Origin of the sequence: Leisingera aquaemixtae (genome assembly GCF_001458395.1) — a bacterium.
GTDB classification, from domain to species: Bacteria; Pseudomonadota; Alphaproteobacteria; order Rhodobacterales; family Rhodobacteraceae; genus Leisingera; species Leisingera aquaemixtae.
The window spans coordinates 429,456-445,514 of record NZ_CYSR01000030.1; the positions used below are offsets into that span (position 1 = coordinate 429,456).

General features: G+C 66.3%; 16 protein-coding genes. 3 read left to right on the forward strand and 13 right to left on the reverse strand.

The genetic code is table 11. The annotated features are described in order from the left end of the window. Positions 1-12: 12 nt before the first annotated feature. The 7 genes from PHA8399_RS15645 to fabF all read right to left on the reverse strand — a co-directional run bounded on the left by PHA8399_RS15645 (position 13) and on the right by fabF (position 7,351). The gene (locus PHA8399_RS15645) at positions 13-237 is read right to left on the reverse strand and encodes a GTA head formation protein, RCAP_rcc01685 family (RefSeq protein WP_024090123.1); all 225 of its coding nucleotides are present in this window, start codon (positions 235-237) and stop codon (positions 13-15) included. After that, the gene (locus PHA8399_RS15650) at positions 230-1,444 is read right to left on the reverse strand and encodes a phage portal protein (RefSeq protein ID WP_058287039.1); all 1,215 of its coding nucleotides are present in this window, start codon (positions 1,442-1,444) and stop codon (positions 230-232) included. The genes PHA8399_RS15645 and PHA8399_RS15650 overlap by 8 nt, the downstream gene beginning before the upstream one ends. Positions 1,445-1,740: 296 nt before the next feature. Continuing rightward, positions 1,741-3,027 carry a terminase large subunit domain-containing protein gene (locus PHA8399_RS15655; protein ID WP_058287289.1) on the reverse strand — a complete coding sequence of 429 codons (1,287 nt, stop codon included), beginning with the start codon at positions 3,025-3,027 and terminating at the stop codon, positions 1,741-1,743. Beyond that, positions 3,020-3,388: a hypothetical protein gene (locus PHA8399_RS15660; RefSeq protein WP_058287040.1), complete on the reverse strand. Its 369-nt coding sequence runs from the start codon at positions 3,386-3,388 to the stop codon at positions 3,020-3,022. Before PHA8399_RS15660 ends, PHA8399_RS15655 begins: the two co-directional genes overlap by 8 nt. Positions 3,389-3,616: 228 nt before the next feature. After that, complete coding sequence (locus PHA8399_RS15665) at positions 3,617-4,822, reverse strand: MFS transporter (RefSeq protein WP_058287041.1); 1,206 nt, start codon at positions 4,820-4,822, stop codon at positions 3,617-3,619. A gap of 109 nt (positions 4,823-4,931) precedes the next feature. Then, positions 4,932-6,086 (reverse strand): endolytic transglycosylase MltG, encoded by a 1,155-nt coding sequence (gene mltG / locus PHA8399_RS15670; protein ID WP_058287042.1) that lies wholly within the window; start codon positions 6,084-6,086, stop codon positions 4,932-4,934. After that, complete coding sequence (gene fabF / locus PHA8399_RS15675; RefSeq protein WP_058287043.1) at positions 6,086-7,351, reverse strand: beta-ketoacyl-ACP synthase II; 1,266 nt, start codon at positions 7,349-7,351, stop codon at positions 6,086-6,088. The genes mltG and fabF overlap by 1 nt, the downstream gene beginning before the upstream one ends. Before the next feature lie 490 nt (positions 7,352-7,841). Here fabF and PHA8399_RS15680 point away from each other — a divergent pair, with 490 nt between their 5' ends. Together PHA8399_RS15680 and PHA8399_RS15685 are read left to right on the forward strand one after the other, a co-directional pair. Continuing rightward, entirely contained in the window at positions 7,842-8,729 is an 888-nt protein-coding gene (locus PHA8399_RS15680; protein ID WP_058287044.1) for a PilZ domain-containing protein, read from the forward strand. 262 nt (positions 8,730-8,991) lie between these two features. Then, positions 8,992-9,900 (forward strand): PilZ domain-containing protein, encoded by a 909-nt coding sequence (locus PHA8399_RS15685; RefSeq protein WP_058287045.1) that lies wholly within the window; start codon positions 8,992-8,994, stop codon positions 9,898-9,900. Positions 9,901-9,964: 64 nt separating this feature from the next. Here the strand turns inward: PHA8399_RS15685 and PHA8399_RS15690 are convergent, their stop codons facing one another. From PHA8399_RS15690 to fabD, 4 genes are all read right to left on the reverse strand, one after another. Next, positions 9,965-10,708 (reverse strand): 1-(5-phosphoribosyl)-5-[(5-phosphoribosylamino)methylideneamino]imidazole-4-carboxamide isomerase, encoded by a 744-nt coding sequence (locus tag PHA8399_RS15690; protein WP_058287046.1) that lies wholly within the window; start codon positions 10,706-10,708, stop codon positions 9,965-9,967. Positions 10,709-10,965: 257 nt separating this feature from the next. Beyond that, a complete protein-coding gene (locus PHA8399_RS15695; RefSeq protein ID WP_005982462.1) occupies positions 10,966-11,199 on the reverse strand; it encodes an acyl carrier protein in 234 nt (77 codons plus the stop codon). A gap of 416 nt (positions 11,200-11,615) precedes the next feature. After that, positions 11,616-12,353: a 3-oxoacyl-ACP reductase FabG gene (gene fabG, locus PHA8399_RS15700; RefSeq protein WP_008555001.1), complete on the reverse strand. Its 738-nt coding sequence runs from the start codon at positions 12,351-12,353 to the stop codon at positions 11,616-11,618. Between the two features lie 56 nt (positions 12,354-12,409). Then, positions 12,410-13,342, reverse strand: coding sequence for an ACP S-malonyltransferase (fabD, locus tag PHA8399_RS15705; protein ID WP_058287047.1), 933 nt, complete (start codon positions 13,340-13,342; stop codon positions 12,410-12,412). 179 nt (positions 13,343-13,521) lie between these two features. On the opposite strand from fabD, the gene PHA8399_RS15710 reads away from it, so the two are divergent. Continuing rightward, complete coding sequence (locus PHA8399_RS15710) at positions 13,522-14,769, forward strand: cytochrome b/b6 domain-containing protein (RefSeq protein ID WP_058287048.1); 1,248 nt, start codon at positions 13,522-13,524, stop codon at positions 14,767-14,769. A gap of 130 nt (positions 14,770-14,899) precedes the next feature. On the opposite strand, the gene PHA8399_RS15715 is transcribed toward PHA8399_RS15710, so the two are convergent. Beyond that, on the reverse strand, positions 14,900-15,229 hold the full coding sequence (locus PHA8399_RS15715; protein WP_058287049.1) for a hypothetical protein: 330 nt from the start codon (positions 15,227-15,229) through the stop codon (positions 14,900-14,902). Between the two features lie 172 nt (positions 15,230-15,401). Continuing rightward, complete coding sequence (locus PHA8399_RS15720) at positions 15,402-15,980, reverse strand: YceI family protein (RefSeq protein WP_058287050.1); 579 nt, start codon at positions 15,978-15,980, stop codon at positions 15,402-15,404. Positions 15,981-16,059 lie beyond the last annotated feature (79 nt).

The following is a 16,059-nucleotide window of genomic DNA, read 5'->3' on the forward strand; positions in this document are numbered from 1 at the left end:
AAATCGTTGGAGTTACGGCAATTGCACCGTCAGGAAGGATTGGAAGGCCTGCGCCAGGATCACCGCGGCGACGCCGTAGACGGTGAGCCAGAGGCGTTTCTCCAGCCGCTCCATCATCTGTTCGATCCGGTCGAGGCGGCGGTTCACGGCCTCATGCTGGATCTGGGCCACCCGCTCATGGGCGGACAGGCGCAATCCCGGTGAACAATCGAATGCGTGCATCGGGTGCTCAGTCATCCTGTCCGCCCTCCATCTGCGGCGTGGCCGGGGCCTGTGCGGGCAACCCCAGCAGCTGCCGCTTTTCCGCGGGTGTGAGGAAGTCCGCAGAAGAGATCCTCCGCCACTGCGCCTCGCGCTCTGCCGCCAGGGCGGGCAGCTGGTCGAGGTCGGGCTTCAGGCATAGCTCTTCGCCGGTCCAGCCCGCCAGCCAGTCGGCCAATGCGGCAGTGGCCTTGGCCACCAGCGGCAGCACGGTCAGCCGGTAGAAGGCGCGGTTGGCCTCCTGGTAGTTGGCGTAAGTTGCGTCGCCGGGAATGCCGAGCAGCATCGGCGGCACCCCGAAGGCCAGCGCGATTTCGCGGGCGGCGGTGTCCTTGGTCTTCTGGAACTCCATGTCCGACGGCGAGAAGCCCATCGGCTTCCAGTCCAACCCGCCCTCCAGCACCATCGGGCGGCCGGCATTCTGCGCACCCTGAAAGTTTGATTGAATCTCTTCACTTAGATGGCGGAACTGATCGTCGGACATCTGGCCCTGGCCGTCGGAGCCGGTCCAGACAAGCGCGCCGGAGGGGCGGGCTGCGTTGTCCAGGAGCGCCTTGGACCAGCGGGAGGCGGCGTTGTGGACGTCAATCGCCATCGCCGCCGATTGCAGGGGGGACAGGCCATAGTGGTCGTCCTGCGGGTGAAAGCTCTTGATATGGCAGACCGGGGATTTAACCGGCGCGTTGGCAAAGCGGTGCTTGCGCCCGCCGGCCACATAGTCAAAGCCCGCCGGCCAGCCGTCCGGGCCGGGCACCACGTTCATCCGGTCGGAGCGCAGCACATGCAGTTCTGCGGGCGTTGCGTCCTCTGCCGCGACCATCTCGATATAGGCGTTGCCAGACAGCAGCAGGTGGCCGTAGAGCGCCTCCAGCAGTTCGGCCTGGGTCTGGGCCGGGTTGGGGCGTGCCAGCAGCGCCAGCCAGGGGTGAGTCTCATAGCGCTGGCGGCTGTCCTGCAGCACCAGCGGCACGGCGGCGGCGGCCTCGGCAATCAGACGGATCACCCGGTGGGCGACCGGATTGCCGGCAAAGCCGCTGCGGGTCAGGGACACGGTGTCGCGCGGGCTCCAGGCGATGCGGCCGGAACCGTGCCAGGACACCACGCGGGCGGTTTGGCTGGCCTTCTGCTCCAGGCCGGGCTGTGGGGGTTCGGGCTTGTTGCGCCGCAGCAGGTCAAAGACCATGGTCCGCTCCTCAGGTTGTTCATCTCCGGCGCCGGACCCCTTGGGGCTGGTGCGCCTTTGCTGAGGATCATTAGGGACAGAAAGTGCTGAAGATCTGGGAAGCGGTGCGTACGGCGGGTACGCAACACCCTACGTCAAGACACTGTAATTATTCACTTATGATGAATTTTACCCGGTGTTGCGAAGTGCTTAGGGCGGCGCCCGGCCCGACGGGGAGGAAGCGAAGCGCCCGCCCCGTGGGGGGCGGGACGGGCGCTGCCCGGCCTGGCGGCCGGGCGGTCAGTTTTGAGAAGAGGCTATAAGACCCGCACCTGCGGCCTCCTAAGGTTTGCAGCGGGCTGGATGATCAGTTCATGCAGCGCCCAGACCAGCGCATCGACCCGGTCCGGCGAGCCGCTGCCGCGGTAGCCCTGCGGGGTCATCTGGCACATCTGGTCCTCCAGCTCTCCCAGCCCCGGCAGGTGGCGCACCCGGCCCTGTTCGTAGAGGGCGGCCACCGGCTCGGCGCGGGCGGATTTGCCCTTGCGCGCGTACAGGGCGCGGAAGGGCACCAGCGGGTCGGCCTGGCGCAGCAGGGTTTCGACCAGGGCGCCGCCCTGGTTGACCTCTGCCACCACCCGTTCGGCGCCAAACCTGTCGCGGGCGGCGATCACCGCTTGCGCCCAGGCCAGGGGACCGACCCCCTGCACCGTGCAATCGGCCAGCACATAGGCCTGCCAGTCCTGCGGCTTGCCCCGGGTGACGGCCCCCGCCACCACGATGCCGCAGGCGTCGGAGTCCTTGCCTGCGCTGACGGCCGGATCGACGGCGACCACCACCCGGTCGAGCGGCGGCGCGTCGGCCACCTGCGCCGCGACCAGCGCTGCGGTGGTCCAGAGCGCGCCCTGGATGTCCGACAGCAACACCCCGTCCAGCTCCTGCCGGCCCAGCCGGGTGCCCGCATAGCGCGCCCGCACCTCCTCCAGAAACGACGGCGCGAGGTTGGCGCGGTTGGCTTCGGTCGCGGCGTGGGTCTGCACGGTGCTGGGTGAGGCCAAGAGCCGCTTCAGCACCGGCGCGTTGCGCGGGGTTGTGGTGACGCAGACGCGGGGGTCCTGGCCCAGCCGCAGGGCAAACTGCAGCATGTCCCAGCTCTCCTGCCCTTTCCGCCATTTGGCCAGTTCATCCGCCCAGGCGGCGTCGAACTGGGGGCCGCGCAGCGCCTCGGGGTCATGGGCGGAGAAAGCCTGCGCCTCTGCCCCGTTGGGCCAGATCAGCTTGCGCTCCGAGGCTTTCCACTTGGGCCGCCGGTCGGGCGGCGCGCAGGCCAGGATGCCGCTGTCGCCGTGGATCATAACGTCGCGCACCTGGTCATAGGTTTCCGCCACCAGCGCGATGCGGCGGGCGGTGCCGGGGTCGTGCGGGCGCGCACCTTCGGCCAGCGAGCGGACCCATTCAGCCCCTGCCCTTGTTTTCCCTGCGCCACGGCCGCCCAGGATCACCCAGGCGCGCCAATCCCCCGGCGGCGGGCGCTGGTGGTCCAGCGCCCAGATGTCAAAGAGATGCGGCAAGGCGCAGAGGGTTTTCCGGTCCAGCTCATCCAAGAAGCAGTTCAGCAGCCAGGGCGGCACGCAGGCGAGAAAGTCCGCATTCGACAGCTGCGCGCGCCGCGCCGAGATCGAGCTCGTGTTCGGATTTGAGCATGCGGGCGAATTCGGTGCTTTGTTCTGCAATGACTTTCTCCACTTTCTGGCAATCGCGGATCAGGCCCTCGAGCCTGCTGATCTGCGCCCTTGCGCCGGTGGCCTCATCGCCGCCGGTGGTTTCAAGCTGCTCCCGAAGCTCTTCCGCCGCGTTGCGCAGGCGGTGTATGCTCTCCTGCAGCGAGCGCAGGAGATCGGCGGTGTAATGCACCTGCCGCTGCAGGACGGCGGCGCCGTCCTGTTCGTGTGTGTTGTCTGTCATGGGTTGCTCTGCCTCATGCGTTTCTTGTCCGCACGAGAGAAAGACAGGACGGCCGCCGGTGGAGGGGATCCGGGGCCGTCCATGTTTCTTCCAGCTGCCTTACAACCTATACGCGATTTTGCCGGAAAAGTCAAGGGTTATGGGAGGGGGAGCGTACGGCGGGGACGCAACGGGGGCGCGGCAGCACATCCCCGCCGGGACAGGGCAGTTGGCGGTTGCTCAGCCTGCCTAGACCGAGGCATGGCCGCGCAGGCGGAACACCAAGGGCAGCATCATGGCGACCAGTGCCGCTGAGAACAGGAAGGGCAATCCCGGCAAATAGACGCCTCTCTCGTCGACTGCGGCCCGAAACAATCCGGTCATGACCAGCGGCGACAGGATGGCCGCCAGCGAGGTCAAGGAGGCGATGACGCCTTGCAAGATACCCTGCCGGTCCCCGTCCGCCTGGTTGGACGCCATCGCGGTCAGCAGGGCCGGCACCAGATCGGACAGGGCCGCGAGCACCAGAAAGACGGTCAAGGCGATGATCGTGCCGGTGAATCCGAACCCGGTCATGGCGATCAGGGCCGCGGTCATCCCCAGCATCAGGGTTCTGAAATCGCCCATCCATCTGATGAAGACCGGCATCAGCCCGCCCTGCACTCCGGCCAGCATCACGCCATAGGCCGCCAGCGACAACCCGATATAGAGCGTGGGCCAATCAAAAACCTCGCGGGTCCAGAACGCCCAGAGGGTCGGATAGACCATATTGGCAAATTCAAACACGAAGATGCAGATCATGGGAACCGCCAGACCTGGCGTGCGGAAGGCGTCATAGACCGACTTGAAGGGGTTGAGGTCGCGTTTGCCGAAGGGACGGCGTTTCTCCCGCGGCAGGCTTTCGGGCAGCACGAAACAGCCGAACAGCGCATTGGCTGCCGAGAGGACCGCTGCGATCCAGAAGGGTGCGGTCACGCTGATTTCCGCTGCAACCCCGCCGATGGCGGGCCCCAGCACAAAGCCGATGCCAAATGCGGCACCGATCAGGCCGAAATTCGCAGCCCGCTCCTTCGGGGCGGAAATGTCGGCGATATAGGCTGTTGCGGTGATATAGGTCGCCCCCGCAAGGCCGGCGAGGCTCCGCCCCAGCAGCAGCAGCCAGAAACTGCCGGCCAGCGCCATGATCACGTAGTCCACAGCCAGCACCACCAGCGCAGCGATCAGCACGGGCCTGCGTCCTGCGGCATCAGAGATGCTGCCGACGATGGGACCGCAAAGGAACGTCGCCCCCGCGTAGACTGCCATCAGCAGCCCGCCCCAGAATGCCCCCTGCCCGGTGTCTCCGGCGCCAACGCGCGCCATCAGGTCCGGCATGATAGGGAACACAATGCCAATCCCGATAGCATCTATCATCAAGGTGATCAGAACAAAGACTATGGCCCGGTTTTTGAACATAATTCCCTATCGAACGGGGGCGGCTGCAAAGCAAGTGAAATTCCTGCAGCCGGGCAGACTCAAAAAAGGGCGCCCTGCGGCGCCCTTTCCTCTTTCCCTGGACACAGCCTCAGTTGTTCTGCTGCTGGGCTTCGATCTCGCGCCATTTGGCCACGTTTCGGTTGTGCTCGTCCAGCGTTTTGGCAAACGCGTGGCCGCCGGTGCCATCGGCGACGAAGAACACGTAATCCGTGCTCTCCGGGTTCACCGCCGCCTCCAGGCTTGCAAGCCCCGGGTTGGCGATGGGTGTCGGCGGCAGGCCCTCGATCACATAGGTGTTCCAGGGGGTGGCCTTGCGCAGCTCGCTCTGGCGCAGGCCGCGGCCCAGGATGCCTTCGCCCTTGGTGACGCCATAGATCACCGTCGGGTCGGTCTGCAGGCGCATGCCGCGGTTCAGGCGGTTGGTGAAGACCGAGGCAACCACGCCGCGCTCGGAGGCGACGCCGGTTTCCTTTTCGATGATCGAGGCGAGGATCAGCATCTCCTCGGGCGTCTTGACGGCCGCGTCGTCCGCGCGGCTTTCCCAGGCGGCGTTGATGCGCAGCTGCTGGCGCTCCTGCATCTCGGCCAGAACCGCGGCGCGTTCGGTGCCCGGGGTGACCTCGTAGCTGTCGGGCGCCAGCAGGCCTTCGGCGGGGCGTTCGCCCGGGTCGCCGTCCAGCACGTCCATCGCCTTCAGCGCCTCGACCACCTGCCAGCTGGTCACGCCCTCGGCCAGCGCGATGCGGTAGCGGGTGTCGGCATCCTGGCGGGTCTCGGTGTATTCCACCGGCACCTCATCGACGCCGAGGATGAAATCGGCGATGTCCTCGAACTTGTTCGTCGCCGGGTCCAACTCGCGCACCAGGGTCTGGGTGCGGGTCACGCCGACGCGGTAGACGATCTCGGTGCCGCAGGTGGAGGCGCCGGAATGGGTGATCTCGTCAACGATCCGCTCCATCGAGCTGCCCGGTTCCACCAGGAAGCTGCCGGCCTTCAGCTGGCCGGTTTTTTCGCTGTATTTGGCGCCGAGGCGGAAGATGGTGCCGGAGGTGACTGCGCCCTGTGCTTCCAGGTCGCGGCTGACGCGGGCCATGTTGGAGCCGCGATCCACCCGCAGGCAGATGGCGGTGTCCAGCGGGCCTTCGGCCGTGTACTGCGACTTGCCCCACAGGATGAGGCCGCCCAGCAGGAACAGGGCGGCGATCAGGACTGTCAGCATGTTAGAGGCGAGGCTGCGCCACATCAGTCAGGTTTCCCGAAGATCACCGACGCGTTGGTGCCGCCAAAGCCGAAGGAGTTCGACAGCGCCACGTCGATCTTGCGCTCGCGCTTGGCGTTGGGGGCCAGGTCGACCGGGGTTTCCACGGCGGGGTTGTCGAGGTTGATGGTCGGCGGGGCGACCTGGTCGCGGATTGCCAGGATCGAGAAGATCGCCTCGATCGCGCCGGCGGCGCCCAAGAGGTGGCCGGTGGCGGATTTGGTCGAGGACATGGTGACATTGGCGGCGTGGTTGCCCAGCAGCCGCTCCACCGCGCCGAGCTCGATGGTGTCGGCCATGGTGGAGGTGCCATGGGCGTTGATATAGTCGATGGCCGACGGTTCCAGCCCGGCGTTTCTCAGCGCCGCACGCATCGAGCGTTCGCCGCCCTCGCCATCCTCGGAGGGGGCGGTGATGTGGTAGGCGTCGCCCGACAGGCCGTAGCCCAGCACCTCGGCATAGATCTTGGCGCCGCGGGCCTTGGCGTGATCATAGTCTTCCAGCACCACGATGCCGGCGCCCTCACCCATCACAAAGCCGTCGCGGTCGCTGTCATAGGGGCGCGAGGCTTTCTTGGGGTCGTCGGCGTATTTGGTCGACAGCGCCTTGCAGGCGTTGAAGCCCGCGATGCCGATCTCGCAGATCGCCGCTTCGGCGCCGCCGGCGACCATCACGTCGGCGTCGCCGGATCTGATCAGCCGGGCCGCGTCGCCAATGGCGTGGGCGCCGGTCGAACAGGCGGTCACGACGGAGTGGTTCGGACCCTTGAAGCCGAAACGGATCGACACCTGGCCGGAGATCAGGTTGATCAGCGCGCCGGGGATGAAGAACGGCGACACCCGGCGGGGGCCTTTCTCCTTGATCATCACGGCGGTGTCGGCAATCGACGACAGGCCGCCGATGCCGGAGCCGATCATCACGCCGGTGCGCAGGCGGCTTTCCTCATCCTCGGGCGTCCAGCCGGCGTCGCGCACGGCCATGTCGGCGGCAGCGATGCCATAGAGGATGAAATCATCAATCTTCTTCTGGTCTTTCTTGGCAACCCAGTCGTCCGGGTTGAAGGTGCCGCCGCTGCCGTCGCCGCGCGGAACCTCACAGGCATAGGTCGTGGTCACGCCGCTTGCCTCTGCGTCAAACTGGGTGATGGGGCCCGCGCCCGACTGGCCGTCCAGCAACCGGGTCCAGCTTTCCTCGACTCCGCTGGCCAGAGGGGTAACCAGGCCCAGTCCGGTGACAACTACTCGACGCATTCCTTGCTCTCCTTTGCCTCGGCAATCCGTCCGTTCAAATAGCTTGGAATGACCGGCAGGTGCAAGAGCGGGCTGGCAGCAGCCGGGACGAGACAAAAAACGGGCTGTTACAATAATTTCACAATGCGGGAACTTTTGGTTAACGACTCTGGCGTAGGTTGAGTTTATCAAAACGAGAAACTCGGCATCCGTCCTCAAGGATTGCCAAAGCGGGCTGGAGCTCTGGGCCATTTTGTCTCCAGCCCGCATTTTTTTTCCGGCGCTTGCCGCCGCCCCTGTTCCAAAACGGGCGGGCCCTGGCGATGCGGCTGAAACGCGATCTCCCTTCTTTCTCTGCCTGTTTGCGCCTGGCTGCTGTGCCGCGCGGCGGTGCGCGCCCTGGCATATGACGCCGCACAGGTTTTCGCCCGGGGCGGCCGCCGCGTTAACCGCACATTCGCTTCTTTGCGGCATTCTTCTGTTCTGGAAGGATTTGAGGAACGACCCTGCTATGCGCCAATGGCTCTCCATAGCTGCAACCCTGCTGGTGATCGGCCTGCTCCCCGGGCATGCAAGTGCCGGCTGTGCCGTGCACCGCGACCTGTCGGATCTGCACCGGGCCACCAAGGGGTTTCTGTCATATCTGCGCACCGGCGAGGGCGCTTACAGCGTTCAGCATCTGCGCAGCTGGATCAGCACAAATCCGCCGGCGCCGCTGCGGCAGCGGATGCGGGCGGTGGGGATCCAATCCGTCGAGCCCGGCGCGATGGAGCTGCTGAAGCGGCAGACGGTGCTGCTGCAGATTCTCGACACCCAGGGCCGCGCCGCGGCGCTGGAAAGCGCCCGCCACATGGGCATCAGGGAACTGGCGGCGGAGTTCGGCACCCGGGTTGAGGCCCTGCCCTGCGACCAGGTCAAGGATGACGGGCACGGCAGCAAGCTAGTGGCGGTCAATGCAGCGGACGCGCGCCAGCGCCAGCAGATCATCAATGCCGCGATTGCTTGGGTGTCCTTTCTGGTGCTGGGCGGCAGCGTGCTGTATTTCCTGGACCGCATCGGCATCCGCAGGATCCGCCGCACCAAGCGCTACCCCTGCTCCGTGCCCTGCGTGCTGCAGGCCGGCGGCCGCACGGTGCCGGCCCATCTGGTCGACCTCAGCCGGGCCGGTGCCAAGGTGCGCCCCGACGCCCCCTGTGAAATCCCGGCGCGGGTCACCCTCACGTTCGGCGGCTATACCCTGGACGCCAGCGTGCGGTGGCAGACGGCGGATTATTTCGGGGTGCAATTCGCCCGGGACTTCAATTTCCTGCAGCTGCACCGCTTGCTGGAAGCCTTCCCGATGGAGGATGAAGACGGCCCCCCGCGGGCGGCGCGGATGCCGCCCGGCCTGGGGATTTAACGGCCGCAGCCCTATGCCGGCGCTGCGGCCTGCGCCCGGAGCGCCCAGCCCGGCTGCACACGCCCCCTTGAGACCAATGTGAACCGCCAAGCCGCCTTGCAGCACCAGGGCGGCCCGCGCGCCGCGCTGGCGGCACCTGCCCCGCCTGGCCTGGCCGCCGCTGTTCAGTTTTAACGGAAAATTACTGCGTCCGCTTGCCGGGCGTTAAGACGGTACAGCTAAACCCAAGGGAGATTGTTGCACAGTTACGCGAGTCCCTTGAATGGTGTCCAAGTCTCTCGTTCTTTCAGCCGCCGCCGCCCTGGCGCTTGCTGCGGGCAGCCCTGCCGCCGCCGCGGCCCCGTCCTCCTCCCGCGCGACCTGCATGCTGCTGTCGGATCTTGTGCTGATGCAGTACCAGATGCGCAAATTCCACGACATGCTGAAAGCCGGCACCGACACCGGCGAGGCGCGCAGACTGCATCACTGGCTGAGCGACCATCCCCAGGTGGACCTGCGCATCCGGCTGCGGCGGGCCGGGCTGCAGAACTTTGAGCGCTCCACGCTGGATCTGATCACCCGCCACAAGGGCCTGCTGGAAATCCACCGCAGGCACGGGCCCGGCAAGGCGGAAGCGGAGGCAAAGCGCCTTGGCACAGACGCCCGGCTGCAAAGCTACAGCGCGCGCATCCTGCCCCTGCCCTGCAACTACGTTCCCCCCGAGGACAGTGCCGGCGGCGCGCTGAGCGGGCTTGGCCAGCTGAAGCGGCTGCCGCAGGAGGCGGTCATCACCGGTTCGCTGCTGACCCTGATTCTCGGCGCAGCGGCCGGGGTCCTGGCGCAGCGCCTGGCCCGGCGGCGGCTGCGGTTGTCCCGCCGCCACCCTTGCGCGCTGCCCTGCTTCCTGGAGTGCGGCGATCACCGCTTTGAGGCGCGGATTGTGGACATCAGCCGCCTGGGCGCCAAGGTGCGTGTCGGGCTGGAGGACGGCCAGCCTGTTCCGCTGATCAAGGGGGATGTGACGGCCAGTGTGACCGGCCTGCCGCCGATCGAGGCGCAGACCATCCGGCAGGACCACGACTATGTCGGTATAAAGTTCAGCAGCCGGCTGGCCCGGGCGGAGCTGAAAAGGCTTCGCAAACGCAATGCGGCGCAGACCGTTGAGCCGCAAGCCGCGGTCAGCCCGGCCTGACGCCGCCCGGCCGGGCGCGGCCTGCAGCCTGCTTTTGCAGACCGCAGGCCGGCTGCAGTTGGCGTTACTGGAATTCCGCCACAGGTTCCGGTTCGGGCCGGGCAACGGCCAGCGCTTCCTCAACCGACAGCGTCTTGCGGAACAGCGCCCGGCCCACCATGGCGCCGGCGATGTTGGGAATGTACTTCAGCCGCGAGACATCATCGGAATTGCGCACCACGCCGTTGGCAATCACCGGCAGTTTCACGGTGGACGCCAGATGCGATATCAGCCCCATCTGCGCCTCGGTATCAGCGACGTCGGAATCGATGTCGGTGATGATGATGCCGGCAAACGGCGCGCCCGCAAAGGCCTCCAGATAGGCCTCTGGGGTGAAGGCGCCGGATTTGCGCCAGCCGTCGGTCATCACCTGGCCCTGCCAGATATCGACCGCCAGAACGATCTGGTCCGGGTGGTGTTCCGCCAGTTCGCGCACCAGATGCGGGTCGCGCGCCGCAAGGGTGCCGATCACGATGCGCCCGGCGCCCTTGTCGATCCAGCTCTCCACCTGCTCGCGCGAGCGCATGCCGCCGCCCAGCTGGACAGGAACGCCGGCGCCGCGGATGATATCAAGGATCAGCGCCTCATTGCTGTGATCGCCCTCAATGGCACTGAAATCGGTCAGATGCATCCATTCCGCGCCTGCGGCGGCAAACCCCTTGGCGGTTTCCACCGGATCCACGTGCCAGATCTGCGGCTCGTCGAGGCGGCCTTTTTCGAGGCTCACGCAGCGGCCGTTCTGAATCTCCATCGTGGGGTATATCATCATAGTGCCAGTCTCCTCTGTGCTCTGCCTTTCGCGGAAATATTAGCACGGATCGCCCCCTGCGATACGCCGTATCCTGACCCATTGTGGAACAATTGCGGCACCCGCACCGGGCCGGCTGGTAGCGCAAACAAGCACCAGGCCGGATCGCCGCAGGCGCAGATTCGGCCGCCGCCGCCGCGGTCCCAGGCGGGCAAAAGAAAACGGCGCCCTCCGCAGGGGAGAGCGCCGTTTTTAATCCGGTCATCCGGACGCGTCTATCAGGACGCTTCGGAGATGAACTTGACCGCGTCGCCGAAGGTTTGGATGGTTTCGGCTGCGTCGTCCGGGATCTCGATGCCGAACTCTTCTTCAAACGCCATCACCAGTTCCACGGTGTCCAGGCTGTCTGCGCCCAGATCGTCGATGAAGGAGGCGTTTTCGGTGACCTTGTCCTCTTCAACACCCAGGTGCTCAACAACGATCTTTTTAACGCGATCTGCGACGTCGCTCATGTCTCTTCCTCGTATTTCAGGGCACTCTGCCCGGTTCTGCCCTTGCCCGTGCGGGCGGCGTGGTTATTGCCCGGAGCGGGCGGTGTGATCCCCGCGGGACGGGGACAGTGCGGCGTTTCCCTTAGGAAATACCTGCGGATATGGGCCGCCTATAGCATAGACCGCGGCCAAGGCAAACGGTTTCGCTTGGTAACAAACTGTGCTGCGGCCCGCACCCTGCGGGTATCAAGCCGTGCAGATGGCCCCGCAATCAAGTGGTTGCAAGCCGGTTTGCGGAGTTTTTTGCAATTCCGCCTCTTTTCAACCGCTTGACGGCGGCGGCGGGCCGGGGTGCCGGGCCGCTGCGGCCGGACGCGGTGCAAAACAGGCGGGAAAAAGCCCTGCAGTCCGGCTGCAGGGCCCGGCACTGCGCCCGCTCAGATCATCGCCATGCCGCCATTCACATGCAGCGTTGTGCCGGTGACATAGCCGGCTTCCTGGCTGGCCAGATACAGAACCGCGGAGGCGATTTCCTTCGATTCCCCCATGCGCCCGGCCGGGATCTGGCTCAGAATCGCATCCTTCTGGCTGTCGTTGAGCTTGTCGGTCATCGCGGTGGCGATGAAGCCCGGCGCCACCGCGTTGACGGTGATGCCGCGGTTGGCGACCTCATAAGCCAGCGACTTGGACATGCCGACCATGCCGGCCTTGGAGGCGGCATAGTTGCCCTGGCCCGGGTTGCCGGTGGCGCCCACCACCGAGGAGATGTTGATGATACGGCCCCAGCGCGCCTTCATCATGCCGCGCAGCACGCCTCGGCACAGCCGCATGGTGGAGGTGAGGTTCACGTTCAGGACGGAGTCCCATTCCTCGTCCTTCATCCGCATGAACAGGTTGTCGCGGGTGATGCCAGCGTTGTTGACCAGGATGTCGACGGAGCCCATCGCCTCGGCCGCCTGCTTCGGCAGCGCCTCGACCGCTTCGGCGTCGGAGAGGTTGCAGGGCAGCACATGGACGCGCTCGCCCAGTTCTTCGGCCAGTGCCTTGAGCGGCTCCTCGCGGGTGCCCGACAGCGCCACAGTGGCGCCTGCCGCGTGCAGCGCGCGGGCGATGTCGCCGCCGATGCCGCCGGAGGCGCCGGTGACGAGGGCATTCTTGCCAGTCAGATCAAACATGTGGTTTCCTTCACTTTCGGATCCGGGCCGCGCGGGGCTGGCGCCGGAAAATCTCTTTATGCTTCAGCGGCGGCCTTGGCGTCCTCGGGGGTGCCGACCTGGCGGCAGGCCAGATTGCGGTCGATCTTGCGGATCATGCCCGACAGCGCCTTGCCCGCGCCGATCTCCCAGAATTCAGTGACGCCCTTGGCGGCCATCGCCTGCACGCTTTCACGCCAGCGCACGGAGCCGGTCACCTGCTCCACCAGCAATGCACGGATTTCGTCCGGGCTGGTGACGGCGTCGGCGCGCACGTTGGCAATCAGCGGCACCGCGGGGGATTTGATTTCGACACCCGCCAGCGCCTCGGCCATGGCATCCGCAGCAGGCTGCATCAGGGCGCAGTGGAAGGGGGCGGACACCGGCAGCATCACCGCGCGCTTGGCGCCCTTCTCCTTGGCGATTTCCGCCGCACGCTCGACCGCGGCTTTGGCGCCGGAGACCACCACCTGGGTGGGGTCGTTGTCGTTGGCGGCCTGGCAGACCTCGCCCTGGGCGGCTTCCTCAGCCACTGCGCGCACGGCCTCCAGGTCCAGACCCAGGATCGCGGCCATCGCGCCCTCGCCCACCGGCACGGCGCTTTGCATGGCCTGGCCGCGGGTGCGCAGCAGGCGGGCGGTGTCGGTCACCGAGACCGCGCCGGCGGCCGCCAGCGCCGAGTATTCGCCCAGGGAATGGCCGGCCACAAAGGCGGCTTTGTCAATGGTGACGCCTTCGGCCTCCAGCGCCCGCATGGCGGCCATCGAGGTGGCCATCAGCGCCGGCTGAGCGTTTTGGGTCAGGGTCAGGGTTTCGATATCGCCCGCCCAGATCAGCTGGCTCAGGCTTTCCCCCAGCGCCTCATCGACCTCGTCAAAGATGGCCTTGGCTGCCGGATAGGCATCGGCAAGCGCCTTGCCCATACCGATGGTCTGGGCGCCCTGGCCGGGGAACACGAATGCGATCGTCATTGAAGACCTCGTCTGTTTTAGCGTTTGGCCTGATGTAACGGCCCTTGACGCAACGCACAAGCAAAGCTGCAGTCTGCGCACCGCTCCTGTGCGCCGGTGATGGGGGCGCGGATATTGCGCGGGGCGGCGGTGTTGCTACCTTGAGGGCAGACCGCGACTTGAAAAGGACCCGAAACGCCATGCCCGGCCAAAACACGTTTCAGAGCTATGGCAGCGTTGCCAAGACCTTTCACTGGCTGACCGCGCTGCTGATCTTCTCCGCCTTTCCGCTGGGGTATTTCGCCAATGAGCTGGCGCATCAGATACAAAGCCCGGGGTTTGACGGCAGCCAGGCGGTGATCGAGCGCGCCACCCTCTTGTTCTCGCTGCACAAGACCATCGGGGTTGCGGTGTTCTTTACCGCGCTTCTGCGCATCCTCTGGGCGCTGAGCCAGCCGAAACCCGGCCTGCTGCACCCGGACCGCAAGGCGGAGGCGCTGGCGGCGGAGATGGTGCATTGGCTGCTCTACGGCTCGCTGGTGGCGGTGCCGCTGAGCGGCTGGATCCACCATGCCGCCACCACCGGCTTTGCGCCGATCTGGTGGCCGTTCGGGCAGAGCCTGCCGTTTGTGCCGAAGTCCGAGGCGGTGGCGGGGGTCTTTGGCGGTGTGCACTGGGTGCTGGTCTGGACCCTGGCGGGCGCGCTGGGCCTGCATATTGCCGGCGCGCTGAAGCATCATGTGATCGACCGCGACGCCACCCTGCGGCGGATGCTGCCGGGCCAAGCCAGCCTGCCGCAGCCGCCCGCCCAGAGCCACAGCCTGCTGCCGCTGCTGGCGGCGCTGCTGGTCTGGGGCGGCGTGCTGGGCGGCGGCGCGGCGCTGGGCCTTTTGGGCGGCAAGCAGGCGGGTGAAAGCGGCACCGCCGCCCCCGTTGTGGCCGCGGACCCGGGCGCCGGGGCGGCAAGCGGCTGGATTGTGCAATCGGGCACCCTGGGGATTACCGTGACCCAGATGGGCGGCGCGGTCGCCGGCAGCTTTGGCGAATGGTCCGCCGTGATCAACTTCGAGGAGCCGGCGGCGCCGGGTCCGGCCGGGGATGTGGAGGTGACTGTCGCCATCCCGTCGCTGCAGCTGGGCACGGTGACACAGCAGGCCATGGGGGCGGATTATTTCGACAGCGCCGCGTTCCCCGCGGCCCTGTTCCAGGCGGAGATCGAGAAGCTGGCGGAGGGCTATCAGGCGGTTGGCACACTGACGATCAAGGATCAGACGGTGCCGGTCACCCTGCCCTTCGATCTGGCGCTGGAGGGGGACAGCGCGAAGATGACCGGCGGGCTGACCCTGAACCGGCTGGATTTCGGCATCGGCAAGAGCCTGCCGGACGAAAGCTCGCTGGGGTTTGCCGTCGATGTGGCGGTGGAGCTGGAAGCCAAGCGGGCGGAATAACCGGCGTCGGGGGGGCGGCTTCCGCCAGCCCTTCGAACCCGTGAAAGCCCCGGCAAACGTGCCGGGGCTTTTTGTGCCTGCAGGATCATGCCTTGTGCGGCGGCGCTCGTCCTGGCGCCTGGCCGCGGCTTCAGTGCCTGTGCCAGTAGTAGCCGCCATGGCGGCTGTGGTGCCGGTGGCCGCCGTGGCGGCGGTAATGGTGCCGGTCGCGTCCGGCGTAGTGGCGCCGTGGGCCGTAGTAGCCGTAATGTTTTTTCGGCTGATGGTAATAGGCGCGGCCGCGGTGGCGGTCCCGGTCTTTATCCAGGCTGTGGACAATGACGCCGAGAGCAATCAGCCCGGCAAGGGCGCGGGCCGCGTCGCGGCCTGAATCATGGGCGGCGGCGGGCGCGGTAAATGCCAGGCTGGCTGCGAGGGCCAATGCCGCACCGGCTGAAGCGAGAAAGCCTAAGCGGGACATGGGTGCCTCCTTTCCGAAGTGGCCGGAGGGGCCAGCATAAGTGTGCGCCTTCGGAGGCGGAAAGGCCAGTGAACTTAGGTCACGGTTTGGGGAGGCGGGAGCAGGCGGCCAAAGGAAAACCGCCGGCCCCAAGGGAGCCGGCGGCTGCAATTTCGCGGAGACCTTTGCCGGGTCAGCTGTCGGCCTTCATCGCCTCGACCGAGATCTTGATGTTGACCTCGTCGCTCACGAAGGGGGCGAACTGGCCGAGGTTGTAGTCGGAGCGCAGGACCTGGGTGGTGGCATCAAAGCCGGCCCAGGGCTTCTTGGCCATCGGATGCTCGCCTTTCTGGTTCAGCTTGGCATCCAGCACCACAGATTTGGTCACGCCGTTCAGGGTCAGATCGCCGGTGATCTTGGCGGCCTCCTCGCCGGTCACTTCGATGCCGGTGGAGGTGAAGCTGATGGTTTCATCTTCGGTGGCGTCGAAGAAATCCTTGGTCATGAAGTGATCAAAGCGCGCCTGCCAGCCGGTGAACATGCTGCTGAGCGGCATGGAAACGGAGACGGAGGAGTTGGCCGGGTCTTCCTGGTCGAACATGATCTCGCCCTCAAAACCGGCGAACAGCCCGTAGGTGGTCGAATAGCCAAGGTGGTTGTAGTCGAACAGGATCTGGCTGTGGCCGGGATCCAGGACGTATTTCTCGGGGGCGGCGGCAGCGCCGGTTGCAGCGGCAGCGGCCAGGGCGGCGGCAAGCAGGGTCTTCTTCATGGGAAAGGCTCCGTCTGAATTAATCTTATGCAACAGATGCGGCGAATGGCTCCCGAAAAGGAAGCCGGCAAAAACCAAC

Excerpts from the sequence above, each read along its gene's own strand:
- PHA8399_RS15645 (WP_024090123.1), bottom strand. The coding sequence starts at position 237 with ATGACTGAGCACCCGATGCACGCATTCGATTGTTCACCGGGATTGCGC.
- PHA8399_RS15650 (WP_058287039.1), bottom strand. The coding sequence starts at position 1,444 with ATGGTCTTTGACCTGCTGCGGCGCAACAAGCCCGAACCCCCACAGCCC.
- PHA8399_RS15660 (WP_058287040.1), bottom strand. The coding sequence starts at position 3,388 with ATGACAGACAACACACACGAACAGGACGGCGCCGCCGTCCTGCAGCGG.
- PHA8399_RS15665 (WP_058287041.1), bottom strand. The coding sequence starts at position 4,822 with ATGTTCAAAAACCGGGCCATAGTCTTTGTTCTGATCACCTTGATGATA.
- mltG (WP_058287042.1), bottom strand. The coding sequence starts at position 6,086 with ATGTGGCGCAGCCTCGCCTCTAACATGCTGACAGTCCTGATCGCCGCC.
- fabF (WP_058287043.1), bottom strand. The coding sequence starts at position 7,351 with ATGCGTCGAGTAGTTGTCACCGGACTGGGCCTGGTTACCCCTCTGGCC.
- PHA8399_RS15680 (WP_058287044.1), top strand. The coding sequence starts at position 7,842 with ATGCGCCAATGGCTCTCCATAGCTGCAACCCTGCTGGTGATCGGCCTG.
- PHA8399_RS15685 (WP_058287045.1), top strand. The coding sequence starts at position 8,992 with ATGGTGTCCAAGTCTCTCGTTCTTTCAGCCGCCGCCGCCCTGGCGCTT.
- PHA8399_RS15690 (WP_058287046.1), bottom strand. The coding sequence starts at position 10,708 with ATGATGATATACCCCACGATGGAGATTCAGAACGGCCGCTGCGTGAGC.
- PHA8399_RS15695 (WP_005982462.1), bottom strand. The coding sequence starts at position 11,199 with ATGAGCGACGTCGCAGATCGCGTTAAAAAGATCGTTGTTGAGCACCTG.
- fabG (WP_008555001.1), bottom strand. The coding sequence starts at position 12,353 with ATGTTTGATCTGACTGGCAAGAATGCCCTCGTCACCGGCGCCTCCGGC.
- fabD (WP_058287047.1), bottom strand. The coding sequence starts at position 13,342 with ATGACGATCGCATTCGTGTTCCCCGGCCAGGGCGCCCAGACCATCGGT.
- PHA8399_RS15710 (WP_058287048.1), top strand. The coding sequence starts at position 13,522 with ATGCCCGGCCAAAACACGTTTCAGAGCTATGGCAGCGTTGCCAAGACC.
- PHA8399_RS15715 (WP_058287049.1), bottom strand. The coding sequence starts at position 15,229 with ATGTCCCGCTTAGGCTTTCTCGCTTCAGCCGGTGCGGCATTGGCCCTC.
- PHA8399_RS15720 (WP_058287050.1), bottom strand. The coding sequence starts at position 15,980 with ATGAAGAAGACCCTGCTTGCCGCCGCCCTGGCCGCTGCCGCTGCAACC.